14 protein-coding genes are annotated in these 21,660 nt (G+C 34.8%); all 14 read right to left on the bottom strand.

Going from position 1 to position 21,660, the window contains the following annotated elements; all coding sequences use genetic code 11:
* Positions 1 to 2: 2 nt before the first annotated feature.
* Positions 3 to 1,328 carry an accessory Sec system glycosylation chaperone GtfB gene (gene gtfB, locus EGX70_RS00500; protein WP_000609039.1) on the bottom strand — a complete coding sequence of 442 codons (1,326 nt, stop codon included), beginning with the start codon at positions 1,326 to 1,328 and terminating at the stop codon, positions 3 to 5.
* Positions 1,321 to 2,829 carry an accessory Sec system glycosyltransferase GtfA gene (gene gtfA, locus EGX70_RS00495; RefSeq protein ID WP_000219538.1) on the bottom strand — a complete coding sequence of 503 codons (1,509 nt, stop codon included), beginning with the start codon at positions 2,827 to 2,829 and terminating at the stop codon, positions 1,321 to 1,323. The genes gtfB and gtfA overlap by 8 nt, the downstream gene beginning before the upstream one ends.
* Before the next feature lie 13 nt (positions 2,830 to 2,842).
* On the bottom strand, positions 2,843 to 5,230 hold the full coding sequence (secA2, locus tag EGX70_RS00490) for an accessory Sec system translocase SecA2 (RefSeq protein ID WP_000123600.1): 2,388 nt from the start codon (positions 5,228 to 5,230) through the stop codon (positions 2,843 to 2,845).
* Complete coding sequence (gene asp3 / locus EGX70_RS00485; RefSeq protein WP_000104398.1) at positions 5,217 to 6,209, bottom strand: accessory Sec system protein Asp3; 993 nt, start codon at positions 6,207 to 6,209, stop codon at positions 5,217 to 5,219. The genes secA2 and asp3 overlap by 14 nt, the downstream gene beginning before the upstream one ends.
* The gene (gene asp2, locus EGX70_RS00480) at positions 6,206 to 7,765 is read right to left on the bottom strand and encodes an accessory Sec system protein Asp2 (protein ID WP_000034858.1); all 1,560 of its coding nucleotides are present in this window, start codon (positions 7,763 to 7,765) and stop codon (positions 6,206 to 6,208) included. The genes asp3 and asp2 overlap by 4 nt, the downstream gene beginning before the upstream one ends.
* A 6-nt stretch (positions 7,766 to 7,771) precedes the next feature.
* Complete coding sequence (asp1, locus tag EGX70_RS00475; protein ID WP_000468353.1) at positions 7,772 to 9,316, bottom strand: accessory Sec system protein Asp1; 1,545 nt, start codon at positions 9,314 to 9,316, stop codon at positions 7,772 to 7,774.
* A complete protein-coding gene (gene secY2, locus EGX70_RS00470; RefSeq protein ID WP_123947819.1) occupies positions 9,316 to 10,545 on the bottom strand; it encodes an accessory Sec system protein translocase subunit SecY2 in 1,230 nt (409 codons plus the stop codon). Before secY2 ends, asp1 begins: the two co-directional genes overlap by 1 nt.
* Positions 10,546 to 10,668: 123 nt before the next feature.
* On the bottom strand, positions 10,669 to 11,865 hold the full coding sequence (locus EGX70_RS00465; protein WP_001263855.1) for an SP_1767 family glycosyltransferase: 1,197 nt from the start codon (positions 11,863 to 11,865) through the stop codon (positions 10,669 to 10,671).
* A 60-nt stretch (positions 11,866 to 11,925) separates the two neighbouring features.
* Positions 11,926 to 12,801 (bottom strand): glycosyltransferase family 2 protein, encoded by an 876-nt coding sequence (locus tag EGX70_RS00460; protein ID WP_000130208.1) that lies wholly within the window; start codon positions 12,799 to 12,801, stop codon positions 11,926 to 11,928.
* Positions 12,794 to 13,978 (bottom strand): glycosyltransferase, encoded by a 1,185-nt coding sequence (locus EGX70_RS00455; protein WP_000795054.1) that lies wholly within the window; start codon positions 13,976 to 13,978, stop codon positions 12,794 to 12,796. The genes EGX70_RS00460 and EGX70_RS00455 overlap by 8 nt, the downstream gene beginning before the upstream one ends.
* Complete coding sequence (locus EGX70_RS00450; RefSeq protein WP_001868155.1) at positions 13,968 to 15,209, bottom strand: glycosyltransferase family 8 protein; 1,242 nt, start codon at positions 15,207 to 15,209, stop codon at positions 13,968 to 13,970. The genes EGX70_RS00455 and EGX70_RS00450 overlap by 11 nt, the downstream gene beginning before the upstream one ends.
* On the bottom strand, positions 15,206 to 16,411 hold the full coding sequence (locus EGX70_RS00445) for a glycosyltransferase family 8 protein (protein WP_000751408.1): 1,206 nt from the start codon (positions 16,409 to 16,411) through the stop codon (positions 15,206 to 15,208). Before EGX70_RS00445 ends, EGX70_RS00450 begins: the two co-directional genes overlap by 4 nt.
* Before the next feature lie 8 nt (positions 16,412 to 16,419).
* Complete coding sequence (locus EGX70_RS00440; protein ID WP_123947817.1) at positions 16,420 to 17,427, bottom strand: sugar transferase; 1,008 nt, start codon at positions 17,425 to 17,427, stop codon at positions 16,420 to 16,422.
* A 330-nt stretch (positions 17,428 to 17,757) separates the two neighbouring features.
* Positions 17,758 to 21,366, bottom strand: a complete 3,609-nt coding sequence (locus EGX70_RS00435) for an accessory Sec-dependent serine-rich glycoprotein adhesin (RefSeq protein ID WP_123947815.1) — start codon at positions 21,364 to 21,366, stop codon at positions 17,758 to 17,760.
* Positions 21,367 to 21,660: the final 294 nt, after the last annotated feature.

The following is a 21,660-nucleotide window of genomic DNA, read 5'->3' as shown; positions in this document are numbered from 1 at the left end:
CCTTAATTAATTACAGATTGATACTGAGTAGAGCTTGAAACATGACAATCTTCAAGCTGCTGTTTTAATGCTTTTTCTATATTACATTTATTGCCAATTAGTGGCTGCAAGTGCGAAATAAATGTAAAAATATCTTTTTTGGGAAAAATATTTTTAGGTGATACAAAACGAATTTGATGACTAGTCTCTTCGAAAGCAAAAATTAACTGTTGATGTTCAAAAGCAGAGCGAACTGCTGATAATATCTCATTATGATGATTAATATCAAGATAAAAAGCACAAATATTTGATAAATATTGTATTTGATTTGTTGTGATATTTGGGTAGAGTACAACATTATCATATTTGCCAAAATTCATGAGTTCACTAGACATCTCGGTCAAAGCACCTATGTTAAAAGTCAAATTAGGAAGAGAAGTCACTAAACTTTCTAATGCTTCGATTTGATCAGAATTCGTCAAAATAAGAGCTTGGTTATGTAATTTTTCTGTCTCTTTAAGAGGATACATAAATCCTAAAAAGCTAACTTGTTTTTGTTCTTCGTCAGTTAATAACCTCATAGCATTAGCATAAGCTTCATAACTTTGAATTACAATTTTAGTGTTTGGGGAAGGATTGTTCAATAATAAGCGCATATTTCCTGGAATATCATCTACGAGAGGCTCCTGCCAAAAGAGAACATCTTTACTCTCTAGACGATTAAGGTAAAAGCTTACTAAAAATGGTGTTGACAGAGAATTATAGAAGATCCTATCTAAGTTAAATTTTGCTTCTTGAAGATAATTTATGACAAATTCAACTTTAGATTTAAAAACCTTAAACTGATTATTATCATTTAAAATATAATCCCCTGTCATATGGTTCTCTGATATAACCTCTTGCCCATCCTTATTATAATATGACGTCTGAATCGCTTGACCATCCACGTTATAAAAGGTTTGTGCAAAACAGAACCCAAACTTATTAAAGCGATCTTTTAAAATGACTCTACCTTGCTCATCAAACCAGTCTACCTCTTTTATTAGACGCCTATGATTTGGGTTTGCATAAATAATTCTGCCCTTTTTGACACCTAAGTCAACAATATCAGCACCACTACTAAAACCAATAATTTCCCATGTATCAGGAACTCTAAGTTCATTGTAGTAAAGTGGGCGGCCAGCACCTATCTTTGCAAAACCAGTGTAATATAAATAGGGTGATGTTACGTCGTCTGGTAAAAAACCATCATCATTCAAAGCTATAGTAGGGTTAATATAACCTGATTTTATCAAGGAAAAATGTAAATCCCAACTTGATTGAGTGTAACTATCAAATAAGTTAATCATCTTGTACCAACTCCTTAACTAAGTTATACCATTTTCCTTCTACTTCACTTGTTAAGAATCCTTCGGCAATGGCGTAAGAAGCTTCTCGTAAAGCCTTTTGATCCTGTTGGAATAATTGTAACACTTTCTCTTTAAAAGCTTCTACAATAGCTTCCTCATCATCCATATCAAATCGAGGAATTAGATAACCATTTTCTCCGTCTTTGATAAAAGTTTGATTACCATAACGAACATCAAACCCAATCAAAGGAAGTCCTGCGCCAATAGCTTCAAGTAAAGTTAAGCCAAACCCCTCACTTTTAGAAGCTGTCAAATATAACTCATAATTTTGATAAACATTCGAGAGATTTCTATGTCCCATCAATCGAATGTATTCCGTTGTATTGGCTGCATTTATAATATTTCTAATTTTTTCTTCTTCTCCACCTGATCCATAGATATCAAATGTCACTTCAGGAAGAATTTCTCTTATCCTAATAACTGCACGTACTAACCAATCTACATGTTTTTCACTAGCTAGACGTGAAGCTGTCAAAATAGAGTACGGACGGCGATTATCCATTGGCATTTTAAGATTGTCAATTGAGCCTACCGGGATAGTTATAATTCTAGGATTATGATTTGTAAATTGTTTAAATTGTTGTTCCAAAAGTTCTGTTTGTTTATCAGTGGAGGTAATAAAAAAATCAAATCTATTAGCGTTAGTAAACTGATAATCGTAATAGTTATTCCATAAAATAGTGTCAGCAGTCACAGCATTCTCACTAAAATGTTCCGCATGAACAACAGTCCCTAGCTTAGCGGGTTTACCATGGCGCAAAAGACTCTGAGCGGTATCAGTTCCTCTATCCAAAAGAATAATATCTTTTGAAGTGAAAGTCATTGATTCCAAAAAATAATCAAAAAAAGCTACTTTGGATGGTAAAAGTCTGCCATTGATAATAAAACGACTTGAGCTATTTTCTACCATCTCCAAAAAGGCTGTACTTTCATCTTCATTGTAGAATCTACGTTGATAAAGGTGAGCTACACCATCTTTAGGATAGTAATACTCTGAGAAAGTACGTGTATAACTATAATAATCTTTTCTGATAAGGTTGTTATTTGAAACGATTTCTACACGATGCACTTTATCCTTGTTAAAGTTATCAAGGTAAACTGTTAAATAGATATTTTCATCTTCGTAGAAAAACTTGATTACCCGACCTCTATCTTCTTTTCGAACAAGTTTTCCAAGATATTGTTTTTGCAAATCTTCTATACTAAAAGTTGTCGGTGCAAGCTCAATATCTGAAAAGAAATTATATAACCAAATAATTTCTTTATCCTGAAAACCTATATTTCGCGTGAGGCTAATAATATTATCAGCTGAAAAAAAATCTGTAAAAATAAACTTAGCATCAATTCCAAGTTTTCTCAAAACAGAACCTCGGTATGCTTGAGCGTACTCAACACCGCTACTTGCCCAACCAATTCCATGGTTTATATTATAAACTGTCATTATCTTTCATCTCTTATATAAAATAAATTTGAAGATCTCCATTCTCATTGAAGGATACTTCACTCAAAAGTAGATTTCTAAAAGTTTGTTCACGAATTTCTTTTTTCATGATATTGTAGGATTTATATGCTTCTTTATGATATTCGAAAACCGGGTTACGCTGTGCCGTTTGACGAGCTGTTGCCACAGTACGTAATTGTTGTAGATAATCTACTTCTTCAATCCAAGCTTCATCAATCGCTTTTAAAGCAGCAGTACGTTCAAAGTCACCAAAACTATCACCAAGCAAATTATGCTTTTCTCGAAGAATCTCATCGGCTATTTTGAATAAATAGTTTTTAATTTCTTCAAGTGACATCTCTTTAGAAATCCCTTGAAGATTGTAAGACATATTATCAAATATAAAACGATTTACTTCAAAAATGAGTTCTTCTTTTTCTACTTCACCATCTAAATAAGCAATGAAGGAAGAAATCACTGTATCAATAATCTGTCTTGGACTAAAATGTCCACTTTCTCCATTGATCAAAGCATTTCTCTCACGATAAACATACTCTCGCTGAAGCTGTACACTCGAATCAAACTCTATCGTTTGACTACGTGCAGACTCTCCCTTACCGTCACTAGCTTCCTGAGTTTGCTGGAATAACTTCTGGAATCTTCTCTGACCTAAGGCTTTAGGTTTTTCTGGATTAACTTTGTCACGATTTTTCCTAAAGTAAGCTTGCGCCCATTTAGGACCTGATTCTATCATTAGATCATCTTCAAATGATACAAAAAATTGACTAAAACCAATATCCCCTTGTCGACCCGAACGTCCCCTTAATTGTAAGTCCATTCTTTGACTCTTCATTCTCTCCGTTCCAATAACCGCAAGACCACCTAATTCTGATACTCCCTTACCTAACTTAATATCTGTACCACGACCAGCCATATTCGTTGCAACAGTGACCGCTCCTTTTTGCCCTGCTTCTGCAATCATCTGCGCTTCCTTAACCGCACTTTGAGCATTTAACAGGCTATGAGGGATACCACTTAGTAATAATAATTCTGAGAATAGCTCTGACATTCTCACAGAACCGGCAACTAGTAGGATTGGTTGTCCTGTATCATGAACCTGTTTAACAAATTCAATCGTTGCATAGATTTTCTCTGGTAAGGTTGTATAAATCTTATCAGGATAGTCAATTCGTCTAACAGGAGAATTAGTTGGAATTCTAACCACTTCCATATCATAGACCTCAATAAACTCTTTTTCAGCAGTTTTTCCAGTTCCTGTCATTCCAGCTAACTTAGTAAACATTCTAAAAAGATTTTGATAGGTAATGGAAGCCATTGCTCGAGACTCTGGTGTGACATTAAGATGCTCTTTTTGCTCAATAGCTTGATGAACACCTCCTTGAAGTTTAGTACCTTCTAAAACACGGCCATTAGTCGCATCTAACAACTTGATTTCACCATCGTCAACCACATAATCTTTTCCTCGTTCAAATAATTTATGTGCTTTTAAAGATAAGTTCAAATGTCGCACAAGTTCTCGATTAGACTGTTTATAAAAATGAGGGATTCTAAAATATCTCTCAGCTTCACGAACACCCTGGTTTTTTATCCACACTTCCTGACGCTCTTTGTCAAAATAATAATCAACTTGTTCTTCAAAACTAAGAATTAATTCATCTGCTATTTTATAGAGATTAGATTGTACTCGGGGTGAACCTGAAATAACCAAAGGAGTCTGGGCCATATCTAAAAGAACTGCGTCAGCTTCATCTACAATAGCATAATGTAACTTGGGCATATATTTTTGAGATTTAGATGAAGCTAGGTTATCAATTAAATAATCAAAGCCTAGTGCACTACTTGTACTATAGACAATATCCGAACTATAAACAGCTCGCTTAGTCGCAGCATCTCTATCCTCTTCCTCATTATCAGAAACTCCCACACCGACACTCAATCCTAAAAAACGATATACTTTTCCCATTTCTTCCGCATCTCGAATAGCAAGGTAGGAATTATTAGTCAGCAACATTGCCCCCTTCCCTTCTAAAGCATTGAGATACAAAGGCATAGTGGCAGTTAATGTTTTTCCTTCACCAGTTTTCATCTCAGCAGTATTTCCTTGGTGCAGAACAAGACCACCGATTACCTGTACATCATACGGAAATAGACCTAATACGCGCTTATCAGCTTCCCTAACAACAGCAAAAGCTTCAGCGCAAATATCATCTAGTGTTTCCCCATTAACTAAACGTTTTCTAAATTCAGTTGTCTTAGCTTGCAACTCCTCATTTGATAGTGTTGCCATTTGGTCCTTTAAACTATTGATAGTATTTAAAGTACGCTGAAGTTTTTTTAAACGTTTCTTATCTAACGAAAATAAACTATTAAAGGCTGTCATAATTGTCGTCCTGCTTTTTTAAAAGTGTGAGGTAAGGTAGATGTTCATTACCAGATAAGATCATTGATACTAAATTTAAAGAGGAATTTTCTGAAACCAATCCATAGTGCTTTACATTTGGAGACGTCTCTCTCGTATCCCAGACTTCTCTAAGAAATATTTGTTGTTTGGCAGTCAAGTGTGGTAAGGATTTAAGTAAAATTCCGAAAGGAGCAAAACAATCATTAATATAGGCAGTTATTCTGGGAAATTTTTTAGCATAATATAAAGCAGCAAAATTACCTTGTGTTCCATATGCAATGACATTAATCTTAATGTTAGGAAAAACTTTTAATGCATCTTCTAACCCCTTTTCCAACTCAGGTAATATCAAACTATCAGAATTTAATGAGGGATTGCTGACCAGCTCGACTTTCTGTTGCAATTGAGAAATGCTTTCTATTTTATTAATATACACACTATCTTTTTTCTCGACCAAAAGAAGATTAAAAACGTCTTGATGTTCTTCAATAGTAAACTCTGTCGATAGATTTTTCTCCTGAATAACGCTATCTGTAACTTCCTCAAGTTTCAAATAATGAAAAGTAAAATCGCTACAACCTGCATTAATCAAGCTAATGGTATAGGTATAAGCCTCTTTAGGATAGATAAAAATAATACTATCTTTTTTTAACAGTTCAAAACCAATAGACTCATTAAAGCGATTGTAAAATTCAATGCGAACAAAAAGAGAGCCAACTAAATCGAGTTCTGCATTTAATGACAAGCTATAACGAGTTCCCTTTCTTAATAAAGGTAAGTTAGGAGAAATTCTTTTTGACTGATAATTAGTCTGGGAGCTCCATGTATACAAGTTTGTGCTAGAAGGAGCTAATGGATTTTCAAAGCATACTGATTTCCCCAAAAATTGTAATTTTGTTCCAAAATTATAAGAAAACCTTGAAAAATCATCCCAATAAATATAGCTTATCGTACTCATTCTTCTTTCCTTCCAAAATCATTAGATAGCATTCGCCTATACTGACTTGTAAACCATGCACCAACTTCTGCAGAACAATCACCATGTCGGCCATCCCAACCTCTGCCTAATATCTTATGCTTCTTTCCTCTAAAATATTGCAATAAATCAGAAAAGGCAGTCGCATCATAGTCATCGTTTTTCATATAGGCTAAGGCAAAAGTCGTATTTGAAAAATCTCCTTCTTCTATAGATTTCCAAAAAAGGTTATTTAACTTCTCAGAAGAGGAACTGGTCAAGTCACCTTGATTGAGTAGTTGAATATCTAATGAAGTAGCAAATCCATCTGGTCTCTCTAATCTTTCACGTTGAGCAACTGTTCCTAAATTAAATATTGGTTTACCAATAATAATAGCATGAGGATTTAGCTTAGCACCATGGTAAGTAGCACCATAAGTCCCCATTGAAAGTCCGGATAAAATTAACTGATCAGAACTAAAATTTAAAAAGGCCAGTTTTTCTTGAATAGCATCAACTATTTTTTGTTCATATTCTTTGCTTCCTATATAAAAGGCACCACCTTGTAATCGTGGATCACAAATTAACATGAATGGAGTCTTCATACTCTTCATCATCCAGAATCCCTCAAAGCCTTCAGCTGAACGAAATCCCGAAAAATAAACAGTTAGAGGTGGTTTGAAATCTACTGGATCAAAATAAGTCATAAATTCATGACCTATAGCATCTATGTGACGTTCTCCTCCTAGTAGAAATGTGCCCAATCCTCCTCTACCATTACGACGGTGCAATGGACCTAACTTAATGATACCCTTTCCCTTAGCAAAAAGTTTAACTGCAAGGCTACCACTAATATCGGACTCTAAAGAAATAAGTTGATTTAGGTCTTCCTTCTCAAAGTACCACTCTTTAGCAATATCATCAACAGAACCATCAACAATCAACGAGATAACCAATCGAATATCTATATCACCCTCTATAATGTGTTCTAAAAATAACTCATTATAAAAATCCGATGAAAATGGAATATTGTAAGCAAAATTAAGTAAAAAACTATAGTCCTCACCAAATTGCCCTTCTAATTCAAGATAGTTATTTCCCTGATAGTTTACTACACCTTCAAAATCATTTCTAATTTGTATTTGTGAAACTTGAAGTTTCTCTCCGTATTGTCCTATAAAAAGCCCTTTATAAAATTGACGAATTAGCTGAGCTGGAGAGCTACTATCATATCGTTGGGCCATTTTCGAGCGTAAAAACTCTTCTGTTATCCCCGTAGCATGTTTATCTTTAGGATAAAATACTTCATAAACCTCAAAGAATGACGATAAACTAGATAACTCTGGTCCATAAGTTTGCTCTGTCAACAAAAGAGCAGATATTTTTCGAGGTAGTTTTTGTAATAACTTTGACGATGTAAGATAATTATTTTCTGTAGTTACAAAGTCAGAAATTTGATCTGGTTTAATAAAGAGCCATTCCATATCATTAGGGATATTCTCTTTAGTTGCCCAGTTCTCTTCACCAACTTGAAGAATTGTAAGTTTTATTTTTGACATATTTATTTAATAACTATTTATAATTCTTTCTACCAATTGACCACCTGTATAGTCATTGATTTTATCAACAGAATAAATTAAAGAACGGTTCCAATTAGTTAATTGTTCACAATAATAAGGAATTGCCTTTTCCAATTCTTGGATCTCTTCAATAACGTAACCGTTTTTCCTGTGTTCAACAAATTCTGTTAATATTGTATTTATCTGAGGGATACCTGAACTTATCCCTGCAATTTGTGTGTATAAGTCTGGTATTTTCGAGATATCAATAATCAAACGGACATACTCTAACCGGTTTATGATATCTGTTTCTGACAAAGGATGGGTAAAAGAAAGGCGTGTTTTTTCCTTTTCTACTTCATCAGATTGCATAAGAACTTGATTGGCATCATCGTCTGATAAACTAAAGAATTTCTGATCAAAAACTTTTGTTGCTTCTTTAAGGTAGTCATACGTCAATTGCCGACTTTCAAATTCTCGTTCGTAGCTGACAAATGTTACTTTTATATCATTATTTTTGAGCATAACCTTATATAAGGACGTTAAAGACTTTTGCAATTCTTTATGGGAAAGTCTATCTATGACAAAATATATTTCTAAATCTCTAACTTGATTACTTTTTCCCAAAGCTAAACGCGTATCAAAGGGAGAAACATGAACAACTGGTTTATCTATTTTTTCTTTCAATTGTGCAGCAATATCTAGTCTATCACAAATAATAGCGTCTGCTCGAGATAAGGAAGAGTAATCCTCCAATACATTGTGAGCATTATTCCTCTCTGAAAAAACAGATAATATTAAATTTCCTTTACTAGTGTTCCCAACAATAAATGCGTTATGAACTTGATTAAAGCTAGCAATGATAGTATCTGATTTACTAACTTCTTTATGGAGATAGGTCAGATATTTCTCTCTAATCAACTCTTCAATGTCGGAGTAAGATAACTTTAAAAAATGAATAGCTTTCTTAGGATTAATTTCAACATGGTGGTCACCTTCTCTTAGGTATTCTCTCATAATCCTTTCCCCTGATGATGCTAAATAATCTTGATAGGCTTCACCACCATTATCATAATAGAGAATACTAGATAGAAATCCTCTATCATCAAAGAGGTATTTCTTAGCTATTTGTTCATTTGCAAAATAATCAATATGCGTTAAATTTCCTTCTTCACCAAATTGAACCTTAGCAATTAAATCTCCTGACTTTTTTACCAAAACTATAAACGGAGTATAGGTAAAGTCCACCCCTTCAGGCCAATTGAGTTGTCGGAAGTCAATCATTTGCTGTCTTACATTCCCGATTTCTTGAATATCATCAAAAACTGAATAATAACCTGATTCTAACAAGTCATAGCGATGTAAATAATAACGTAAATTGGGCATATAGTTTAAGACAACTAATCTACTCTCTTTTCCAGCATAATCAAACATCTTCATTTGGTTGATAGTATCATCAAAACCGACATTAGTCGGCTTGAAATACCACAAGTAATTATTATCATACCAGGTACGATTTTCATTATACCAAGATGGAATAAAATGAAACATTAATTCTCCTCATTTTCAAATACAGAAGTGTATTGTTTACGAATACGAATAACTTGGAATTCATCCAATATCATAAATGACATCCCTGTGATCATCATAAAAATCCCTGTCATAGATGAAACTGTCCTAAGATTATCATTTCCAAGAGCAAATAATAATGGTACCCCTCCTAAGAAAGCCATGAAAAAACCACTAAAAGTTCCAAATAAATAACAGATTTTCGATAAATAACTTTGTGTTTCTTTACCAGGTCTATAATTAGGAATAAAATCACCACTTTCTCGCATTGCCTCAGAAATTTTAGTCGGATCGATATTCACAAAAGTAAATGCAACTGATAAAACAAGCATTAAAATCATATAAATAACCACTCCCTGAATAGAAGATAAACTAAAATAGTCATTGTATGATGTGATATCTGGATTAGTTGGGAAAATACTTCTTAGTAAAATAATAATATACTGGGGGAACATTAGTAAGGTATAAACATACATAAATGCCATCCCCCCCGAAGCATTTACTTTTATTGGCATGTAGGCATCATCAACGAGACGATTATGGATTGAAGTACGCATTACTGGTATACGATATTCTGAACGTTCAAAAGTTATCATTAAGTACATTGCTACTAGTGTCCACAAAAGAAATAAGATGATAGCAAGTTGATAACCATCTTGGAATAATTCAAAAATAAGAGGAATATTATTAAATTGCCCAACAAGCATACCTACCACCACTAAAATAGTCATTCCACCAAACCCGTATTCCGCATTTAGATTACCAATCCAGGAAATAATATATGCACCAGTCACAAGTATCATTGTCGCGAGTAATAATTTGGTCAGAGAAAAACCATTATGATATTGAAAAGATATGGCTATGGCTAGCCCTTGAATAATTGCTATGACAAGCATCACCACATTTTGGCGAAACTGTTGAACTTTTTGAGATACTCCACTAGAGTATTTACCAATCGTAAATAGTCTTAGTAAAATCATTGTGGTCATCATAGGACCAATACCCAATGAAAAGACCCCAACCTGAGACAAATTACCACCAGTTACTGTTGAATAAAGCGTCGCAAAGTTATTGTCTTGTCCCTTATAAGCAGAAATCAAGACACCAGGTATTGGAACATAGCGACCAAGTAAAAAAATGATTATTAATGAAAATGTTATCAATATTTTACGAAGAATAATATTTTTTCCAAAAATATATAGTAATTTCAATGGAATTTCTCTTTCTCTATCAATTTGTTCTCTTCAAGATAAGTAACTTTATATCGTCAACTTCGTTAATTTTAAAATCAAGAAAATTGATTTCAATATTCAAGTAACCATTACTCTTCTTGACTATCTATTTTGTTTAATAGTGTCACACAAATATTCAAAATCATCCATGGTTCGCTCAAAAGAAATATATTGATTATCTTTTCTTGCCCGTCTGATTCCATATATAGTTTTACCCTCAGTTATACATCTATCAACAACATTCCAAACTTCTTCACCATGATTAATATCTAAATATATATCGCTATTTAATAGGAGTACTTCGAATTGCTCTTCAGTAATAGCTTCATGTAGGTAATAATTTGGATAACCTACTAACTGCTTAAGTCTATCCGAACAATAAACTGGGGCAGCAATATGAAAATCAGTATTAGGACATCTTTGTAATAAATGTTCTAGCTCCCATATATCATCTGTTAATGTCACTGTCAAAGCGTACTGTCTATCTGATGTACCAATTTTTGATACAATTTGATTTTCGTAACTATTGTCTTCTATTAAAGTAATATCTTCGTCAAAATTATGTTCTGCCGTATGTTTATGAGAAAGTTTCACCTTAGAAACTGCTCCCATCTTAAACCACTCATATTCTGAATCGATATGACCTAAATCAATAGCTTGATGTCCTAGCTGCGATAAATCTTCAGCTAATAGCTTTGCAGTTGGACCAAGCATAAGTAAAATTAGCTTACCTCTACTATGTTCAAGTATAGTTTCCTTGATTTCATAAAAAGATGAAAATGCATCTTTCGAAGGACAAATGATACGCGAAATAGTATTGGCATCATTAAATAAGTCATTGCCAACGCCTGAACGAGAAGTCTCACCCTCGACAATTAAAATATCTTTATTTTTCCATAATGCTTTTAGCTGTTCAAAGTACGTTACTGACAAACTCTTATCTAGTAAATCCATATAGGGTCTAGAAATAAAAGTTGAACCATACCATTCAGCCTGACAATTTTTTTGGTACAAATCATTATACTGATATAGATGCCCCCTCCAAAATTGTTGTGAAAAATCGTTGTATCTACCTAAATTATCAAAAACATCACTTACACAGATAACTAGCTTCTCATTACTTTGTCGATTTAATAAACGTTTTAATCGCTTAGCAAGTTCAGAATCATAAACCTGGTAAGGAATAGAATTCCCCGCAATAATATCAATTTCTCCATCACCAAAACGCGCTACCGAAGCAGTATGTTTAGAAATATAATCTAAAGTTTCCGAAATTGTTTTTACTTTAATAACTCTCATAACTATTAGTTCTTTTCAACTCTCTTTGCAAGATTATGACAAATAAAATGGTATTTACTGTTACCTTGATAACCGATTTGATATCACTTTATATATTATTGTTTTCTGTAAATTTTCTTGTTCTAAGCGCTGTTTATAGTCACGCATTAACCAAAAATATCTCTCTACAGTTGCAGTTGAATCCAATCCTGACAGTATAATCTCCGACAATTTACTATCAAAAATATAAATAAGATCTTCTGCTCTTTTGGATGAAAACGCCGATGTCATAATGCTATTTGGACGAATTCTATAGCCATAATAGCTTCCATTAACTAAAATTGTTTTTTTACTTTTTATAAAAAGTAAAACACTTACCAACTCATCTTCAAATACTTTATCTATTGGGAAGGTGATGGTATCAAATAGTTCTCTTCGATATAATTTCCCCCAAATAACGATGAATACTGAACTATTTAAATGCCAATGCACTTGTCTATCAATAGCTGTTTGAGCAGAGATTTCTTCGATAACAAAATCTTTGTCAGTGATGTAGTAACCAAAAATATCTTCTGTTTCTCTGTAGATATAGTAATTACTGATAACAATATCAGCATTATATTTTTCTTGCTGAGCTAACAGTACTTCCAAATAATTTTCCTTTACCCAATCGTCCGAATCAACAAACGTAACAAATTGGCTCTCTGAACTAATTCGTGCTAATCCAAAGTTTCTAGCTTTAGAAGCACCGCCATTTTCGATATGGAAAACTCTAATACGGTTATCTCTTAGAGATAATTGATCGCAGATACTAGCAGATGTATCTGTAGAACCGTCATCTATCAGTAGAATTTCAAAAACTTGGTATGTTTGTCCTAAAATGGTATTTACACACCCCTCTAAATATGGTGCTGCATTATAGACTGGAATAATAACAGAAACTAATTTATCAGTCACTATTGCCTCCATTTTTACATAAAAACTGTCGCATATCCTCCAAATTAATAAAGCAATGACTTAACTCCCTATATTCAAATGTCACTGCTTCATTAAAACTCAATATCGGAATTGATTTCTCAATAGCTTTTTGACAAAATTGTATTTCCTTCCAAGAAGTTGAGATATCAAGGTAATAATTTGCTTTAGTCATTAGTTGTTCAAAAAGTGGGCTGGTTATTGAAGGATACAGACGAACGTTAGAGTTTGTGGCTAACTTAAGTAAGCTTGGGCCAAAAGAGGTCCAAGCAGCTATATGGAAGCAACTATTGGGGAATAGTTCAACCAATTCTTCAATATAAAGCAAATCCACGGACGTTGTGAAAGTAAAGAAGTGTTTTTCAAATGTTGGCTCAGGTAACAGATACGTTTCAAAATTAAACACCTCATTCCAATCTAGTTGCTCATATTGCCACCATGTCTCCCTAAACCTTGAAGAAGAAAAAGTATTCCATGGTTTATCATGAGTACAGTAATGGATAATAGTAGGCGATTCAAAGTTACGATCAAAATACCCTTGCCAATTTTCATAAAAGGCACCTAAATCATTTCCAACTTGAGCATTATACTTATCTTCTAACTTAAGCCAATTATTATCAAAAAGAAGATTGAGAACCCCTTGGTCTCCAAAAATTCCATTATCCAATTCTCGTTCTGTTATTTCCATAAGTTTTTCTGTTACTCGATATCTCATCCAGTAAAGCGAGTTTATTAGCATAACACCTGAGTTAAAATGAATACCGTCTCCATCTAAGATAGCTGCTATCGGGTAGTCCCCTAATTCTATCTCAAACAACTTATCTAAGTTATCAACAACCAAAGTATCAATATCTAAATAAAGAACTTTCTCTGCATCAATCAGTTGCGGAATGTAGTACCTTGCATAAGCCATATAGGTAATATGGGCACGGGGCGTTTTAAATTCCTTAAAAGTATCATCAAAGAGTTTTATATCAAAAATACAACTATGACTATTTAATAAACGTCTTTGAATATTTCTAAACCATTCTGAAGCTATATCTTGATTTAAAATATAAATACTTACTCTATCATTGTGACATAAAATCGATTTTATAACTGTTTGGATCTGATTTAAAGATTTATTATCACCTGCCAAACAAATAACGTTATTTTTCACAATATTCCTTTCTAATATGTTCTTTAAATCGTTCATTCTTTAAATAATCAATAATATCCGTAACTCTCTCAAATTGTTTGCCTTGACCATGATAAGTTGTAGAAAGGGATAAAATATCTTTACCTAATTTCTTCACTTGCTCCAGAACCTGAGTATCTGCATCACCATGATTAATATCAAGGTAAATATCTGAATTTTCAACTAGCTCATTTAATTTGAAACGATAAACAAGTGGATAAAGTTTTATATTTGAATGCATTTCCAATTGTTTCAATTTTTCTGAAATTTGAGTATAGGCAGCAATATGAAATTGCCAGTTTGGTAAATCCTTAGCCAACCTCTCAATTCCTTCAATTGAATCTGAGTAAGTAAAAATGAAAGCTCGATGGATAGGTTGTAACACTTTCTTCAATGAAACATCTACACCATCATTGACTTGCCATCTTGTAAAAATATCGCGCCATTCAAGTCTATTATATTCCCACCATATATCGCGCCAACGAACAGATGTTTCAAGGTATTTCCATGGTTTTGTCGCTGTATAATGAATAACTTTAGGTAAATCTTTCCTGCGATTTAATTGACGTTCAGACTGTTGGAATAGGTTATATAACATATCTGCTCCTGTATGATAGTTATAAGTTTCATCAAGTTCTAGCCAATTATCGCACAGTACATCATTCAAAACATCCTGGTCATGATATTGAAGAGCCCCTTGGTTTTCTCTAGTATAATCTAACAGTCGCTGACTAAACCCTTGTTCTCGCCAAAAAATATTATTAATTAATAGCAAACCTGAATTAAAATAATCTTCTTTACCATCATATTCTTCGAGCAAATCATCTCGAACAGCCGCTACACCATATTTTGAAATATCAAGAGTAAATATCGATGTTAAATCACTGGTGATAATCATATCACAGTCTAAATATAGTACCTTATCTTCATGAATAACTTCAGGTATAAAGTATCGAAAGTAAGTAGGATAGGGCATCGGTTTTTGAAATTTAAAATGTTTAATTTCTTCATTAAAAATTTTAGTGTTAGATATTGTGCAATCCATTTTAGATAAATGATATTCCATCATTTGAAACCATTCAACTGGAAAATCGTCATTTAAGATATAAAAATCAATAAATTGATTATGAAAGCATATTGATTTAATTATAGTCTTAACTTGCTCTTGATAGCCAAAATCTGCCGCTAACGCGATAGCTTTTCTATTTTTCATCTAAGAGGACCTACTTCCCTTATTCTTTTAACCATCAATTCAGGCATTGTTTCTGAGATAACTTCTATATTTTTTGTCGTATGTGCTGTAGAATCAAAGGCTAAAATCGGTTTATTCTCTTCTTTTATTTTATCTAGAATACCTTCTACTTCGTAAGAATGATTAATATCCAAGTACACATCACAGTTACGTATAAGCTCTTCCAAGATAGGGTTGATAACTAATTTATAAACTTTAATATTGCTATAAGTTTCTAGATTAGCTAATTTCTCTGAAATATCACTACGTGCTGCAATATGAAACTGATAATCTGGTAGAGCTTTTGCAAGTACTTCAATATGTTCTAATGTATCTGAGGCTGTTAATGTAAATAAATTCAGTGTTTTACCTGTTAACCTGTTCAAATTTTTTTGTTGTTGAGCATAAATAACTGACCATTCTAAACCAAAATAATACCACCATTCTGAACGGTATCGCGATTGACTATATTTATTCCACGGTTTATCTTGACTATTATAATGAACAATAACAGGTTCGCAATCATCATAAAAATGATACAAATCTGGTCGCCCATATGCATTAATATTGACATCTTGACCAATCTGAACATTATATTGTTTACCGATATCTATCCAACGATTCTGAGTCAAAATATTAAGGTATTCTTGATCTCCTACCCCAACAGCAGAACCCTTATCAGCAATCCTCATAAGGCTATTATAAATTTCTTCTTTTTTCCATAATGAATTATTGATTAGCATAACACCTGAATTAAAACTAACTGGTGCTGTATCTCCATAGTAAAGCGTTGAAAAATGATCTGCTACAGCTCCTAATAAATTCTCTTCAAGGTTTATGTCAAATAGAGGATCCAAAGAACCCCTAACTATTACATCACTATCTAAATATAAAACTATCTCTTCTTCAAGGTGAATTGGAATAAACCATCTGAAAAATCCCGCCACACTGATATGGCTCAGGGTAGGTATCCCCTCAAAGACATCTGAACTTATGGGAATATTTTTTACTCTACAGTCAAACTGTTCTAAAGAATGGTTAAGGATATTAAACCATTCTACGGGAAAATCTGTGTTAATGATATAAATAGTTAAATGTTGATTATGACTAACAATAGATTTTATAGTTGTCATAACTTGATCACGATATTGGAAATCTGCACCTAAAACAATTGTTTTCTTCATCGCTACCCCTATCTATAAAGCATATGCACAGCATCTATCAACAATTTTTTAGTGATATAACCATTTCGCAAGAGAGTTGCTATCTTCTCAACATTTTCCACATAGCTGTCATAAGTCTCTTTTTCCATATTATTAATTTTTTCAACAGCTTCTTCTAGCGTTTCAACTGTAAATCCTAATCCGTGTTGTTTGATAAAGTCTCTACTTGAAATATCATGGTTAGCAATAATTGGAAGTCCAGCAGCCAAGAAAGTAGATAATTTATACGAGGCATTCATCCTCGAATAACGACGCTCGACTAACTCCTCTCTATCTTCACTCCAACACAGGCCAAATCCTCCCCGCTTAGAAAGACTTAGCATCAATTCTACATCATCTTTCCATCCCTGAGCATGAACATTTGCCTCAGAATTGAGTCTGCTTCCGTCTCCATAATAGATGAGCGGGATATTTTCCTTCCAGTCATTGACAAAGGGAAAGCGTTGAATATCGCCTGCAAAACTAAGGACTTTTTGACATTCTGGACGAGGGAGGTCTATATTAACTGGATGATCCCATACTTCTTGATAAAGAACTTTAGAGGTAGTCATCCCTTTTTCAATTAGATAATCATGCATCGCTTTTGTAGGTAGAATAACAACATCCGAACGATTATACATGTCAATTACTCTATCTAATAAATAAAAATTAGACTCAAATATTAAGGGAACAATATCATGTACAAAAGTTATAATTCTAGCACCGTATGCCTGTAATTTATCTAGAAAAAGTTCATCAAATTCTGTTGAATTCCATGTAGGTACTTGAAAAACAACAATATCCCCTCTGCCTAATCCCGCAATGATACCATCCATCCTAGTACTTCTTTCACCATGCGTTTCAGCATGATCATTATAAAAGTAGATTCCCATTTCATCATAACCAAGTTGACGTCCGACATCCTTAACTAGTTTTTGTGATATAAGGGCAATGCTACGCGGTGACTGCCCATATATACTTGTAATATGTACTCGCATTTTAGTTAATCTCTCTTTAAAACTCTCTCTTATCCAGACCATATCATACCAGTTAAATAATAGTTTTATTAACACTCATTGTACTAAAATGATCCAAAGCTTTTTTACATTATTTTTGAGTTTATCGTAATTGATAAACTTATTTTCAGAAATAAATTCCACTTCTTAATTTTATCATATTTTAGCAGAAAAACATTGCTTGTCACTTGATAAATATAGATTTACAAGGCTTTTTACAAACTTCTACAACAAAAAGGCATATCTCTCTAAAAATATTAAGAGATATGCCTTTTACCATGTCATTTAGTACTTTAAGAATTCAAAGTAGGTTTAGTCTTTATCTTTTTTAGATTTTTTTCGTCCCAAAAGGGTTGCACCAGTCATTAAACCTAAACCTAAGGCAGTAGCAGTTACAGAATAATCTTGGTCACCCGTAGAAGGTAAGGCAGAATACACCTTCTCTTTTGATGAATTAGAAGTCACTGAGCTTGAAGAACTTGTGGAAGCGCTGGTACTTGCTGATGTCGATGCACTCGTTGAGACGCTGGTGCTGGCTGACGTCGTGGCACTCATTGAAGCGCTAGTGCTGGCTGACATCGAGGCACTTGTTGAAGAACTTGTGCTGGCTGACATTGACGCACTCGTTGAAGCGCTAGTGCTGGCTGACATCGAGGCACTTGTTGAAGCACTTGTGCTGGCTGACATTGACGCACTCGTTGAAGCGCTGGTGCTGGCTGACGTCGACGCACTCATTGAAGCGCTAGTGCTGGCTGACATCGAGGCACTTGTTGAAGCACTTGTGCTGGCTGACATTGACGCACTCGTTGAGGCGCTAGTGCTAGCTGACGTCGATGCACTCATTGAAGCGCTAGTGCTGGCTGACATCGAGGCACTTGTTGAAGAACTTGTGCTGGCTGACATTGACGCACTCGTTGAGGCGCTAGTGCTGGCTGATGTCGATGCACTGGTACTTGCACTTGTGGAAGAACTTGTACTTGCCGATGTTGAGGCGCTAGTACTTGCTGACGTGGAGGCACTCGTACTTGCACTTGTTGAAGCGCTGGTACTTGCTGATGTCGATGCACTCATTGAGGCGCTAGTACTTGCACTTGTGGAAGCACTGGTGCTGGCTGACGTCGATGCACTCATTGAGGCGCTAGTACTTGCTGACGTGGAGGCACTGGTACTTGCTGACGTGGATGCGCTCATACTTGCTGACGTGGAGGCACTGATACTTGCACTTGTGGAGGCGCTCATACTTGCTGACGTGGATGCACTGGTACTTGCTGACGTGGATGCGCTCATACTTGCTGACGTGGATGCGCTAGTACTTGTTGACGTCGAGGCACTGGTACTGGCACTGGTTGAGGCGCTAGTACTTGCTGACGTGGATGCACTCATTGAGGCGCTAGTACTTGCACTTGTGGAGGCGCTCATACTTGCTGAGGTGGAAGCACTGGTACTGGCACTGGTTGAGGCGCTAGTACTTGCTGACGTGGATGCACTCATTGAGGCGCTTGTGCTGGCTGACGTCGACGCACTCATTGAAGCACTGGTGCTGGCTGACATCGACGCACTCATTGAGGCGCTAGTGCTGGCTGATGTGGAAGCACTGGTTGAAGCACTGGTTGAAGCACTGGTTGAGACGCTGGTGCTAGCTGACATCGACGCACTCATTGAGGCGCTAGTACTTGCTGACGTGGATGCACTGGTTGAAGCACTGGTTGAGGCGCTTGTGCTGGCTGACGTGGAGGCACTCGTACTTGCACTTGTGGAAGCACTGGTACTTGCTGATGTCGATGCACTCATTGAAGCGCTAGTACTTGCTGACGTGGATACACTCGTTGAGGTGCTCATACTTGCACTTGTGGAAGCGCTTGTGCTGGCTGACGTGGAGGCACTCGTTGAGGCGCTAATACTTGCACTTGTGGAAGCGCTAATACTTGCTGACGTGGAAGCGCTAGCGCTTGCCGAAGTTGAAGCACTGGTACTAGCTGACGTAGAAGCACTTTCGGATAAAAATTTTTTTTCAGCATTCGCATCTGATTCTCCATCTACTTGAGTATATCCGTAAAAATATTTAGAACCATTTGTTTGATTTATATCAGAAACAGTCGAATACAATACACCACTTTGTTTAGGTATTTTGACTAAAACAACATAAGATGTAGAGGAAGAAATAGAATTTGTTTTCCAATCTATGGTAATTTTAGAACCATCGTTAGTATAACTATACTGGGAAGTCACATCTTCAAACTCAGTCGAATCATAATTTTGATCCATACTATCTGTAAGATTTTTTGAATTAGTTTTTAGAATCTTTACTTCCGCATTTAATAAATTAACTGGTGAACCTGATGTTCCATCTGAACCGATAATAGTATATAGATTCCCAAGTCCTGATGCGAAATACATTTCCTTACCTTCAGGATTAATTTGAGTAATATAAGTTTCTGTCTGTTTTTCATCATCAATCTTCATGATCCGAGATCTTACATTTGTCTTAACATTAGTATGTTCTGTCACTGAAGGACTATTATACTGAACACGTTCCTCAATTGAAGCAACTTGATTGTTCAATGTTGCAGTAAAGCGCTGCTTATCTGAAGTCGTTTTGGAAACTTTTCTCTGATCAGGCCAAACTGGCAGCTTGACTTGAGCATTAATATTATTCAATGTAGAAGCATATTTTGTCCAGATGTATGTAATATTATGTGTTAAAGGACTATATGATCCCGTTGCTAATAACTGACCACTTGTATCTATTATATCTTGAACTTTTAGAGTAGTACCAACCCCTTGTGTATCAAGATTATCAGAAAGCTTTACAGTAAAGAAATCTCCCTCGTTAACAGAAGCGATTGAAAAGTCAAAGTTCAAAACAAGGTTTTCTGATTTATCTAATTTAACTGTTCCAGGCTCACTAAGAGTGTTATCTTTTAACGCAATATTAACTTTCTGAAACTCACTTGATACGTCTTTACCTAACATTTCAGTATCAGACACTTCTTCTAGTGGTATCAAGTCCATCTCCGAGCTCAAAGCTATCAAGTTCATACTCCTTGGCTGAATAACTGATTTTAATCTAATTGTCGGAGTTAGAGTCTCATTCCCAGTTTTATCGCTTGCAATCATTACTTGGGGTTTCTCTGGAGTTATAAGCGACTCATTTGACATTTTGGAAGTCTGTAACTCCGATTTTGGTTTTGTAATTTCAATTAGGCTAGATACTGAAGCATTTTTACCAGCATCAGTAACTAAGCTACTTTCTGTTACTATCTGGTTTGCCGAAAACGACTCTCTTCCTTTATCAGTTAAAGAAGCCTGAGTTTCAAGAATATTTGAAGCCTCACTTACACTTGTAGATTTTAAAGCACTTGTTGAAGCTGATTCTGAAAGACTTGATAGAGTACTTTCTGAGGTAGATGTACTTACAGATTCACTTACACTTGTTGATATTGACCCTGACATAGACATACTGATAGATTCACTAACACTTATTGAGGCTGACTCTGACATAGATACACTATTGGAGTCGATGATGTTTTTCGATACTGTCCCATCTTGATAATTTTGAACAGCAGTTGTTTTAACAGTCACTTCCGTTTGTTCTGCAAGTGTTGGTACAGAACTCGATTGTTCTTGAACAACTGGAGTCTCATCTGCATAAACACGACTGGTTAAACTCGCTCCACCTAGCAGAGCTCCAGCAGCTAGTAATCCTTTGAGATAGGTCAAATTTCCTGAAGATAGTCGGTCTTCTTTTTCAATATTTTGAACACACACATCTGCTTCAACAGTTGCTCTCCCTTTAATCGCTTTAAATAGATTAAAATGCGACATTATTGTTCTTACCCAGTTTTTTCCTGATTTATGCATCTTGACTCTACTCTTAGAACCTACAACTGTTAACTGCTTGCCAAAAGTCTTTTTGGACATGTTTCCTCCATATTTAAGTATTTTTTTATATTTTGTTTTGGTTTAAAAACATAACAGTAAAATTAAGTGATTAGAAATCTATCTTATTAAACACAAAAATAATGATACCGTTAAGCACGTAGACACATCATTTTTATACAGATATAAACCTTACAATTGATTTTTAGTATGATTTCATAAGAATCTCAACTGGTGCTTAATAAACCTTTACGAGGTTATCACTAATTATGACTAAAATAAATATACTTTTATAACTCATTTTCCCAAAAAGGTATTTAAAATATTTGTTTTTTG

Origin of the sequence: Streptococcus sp. FDAARGOS_522, assembly GCF_003812445.1 — a bacterium.
GTDB lineage: Bacteria > Bacillota > Bacilli > Lactobacillales > Streptococcaceae > Streptococcus > Streptococcus agalactiae.
Note: the sequence above shows the minus strand (reverse complement) of the source record. Positions and strands in the feature narration are given on the sequence as shown.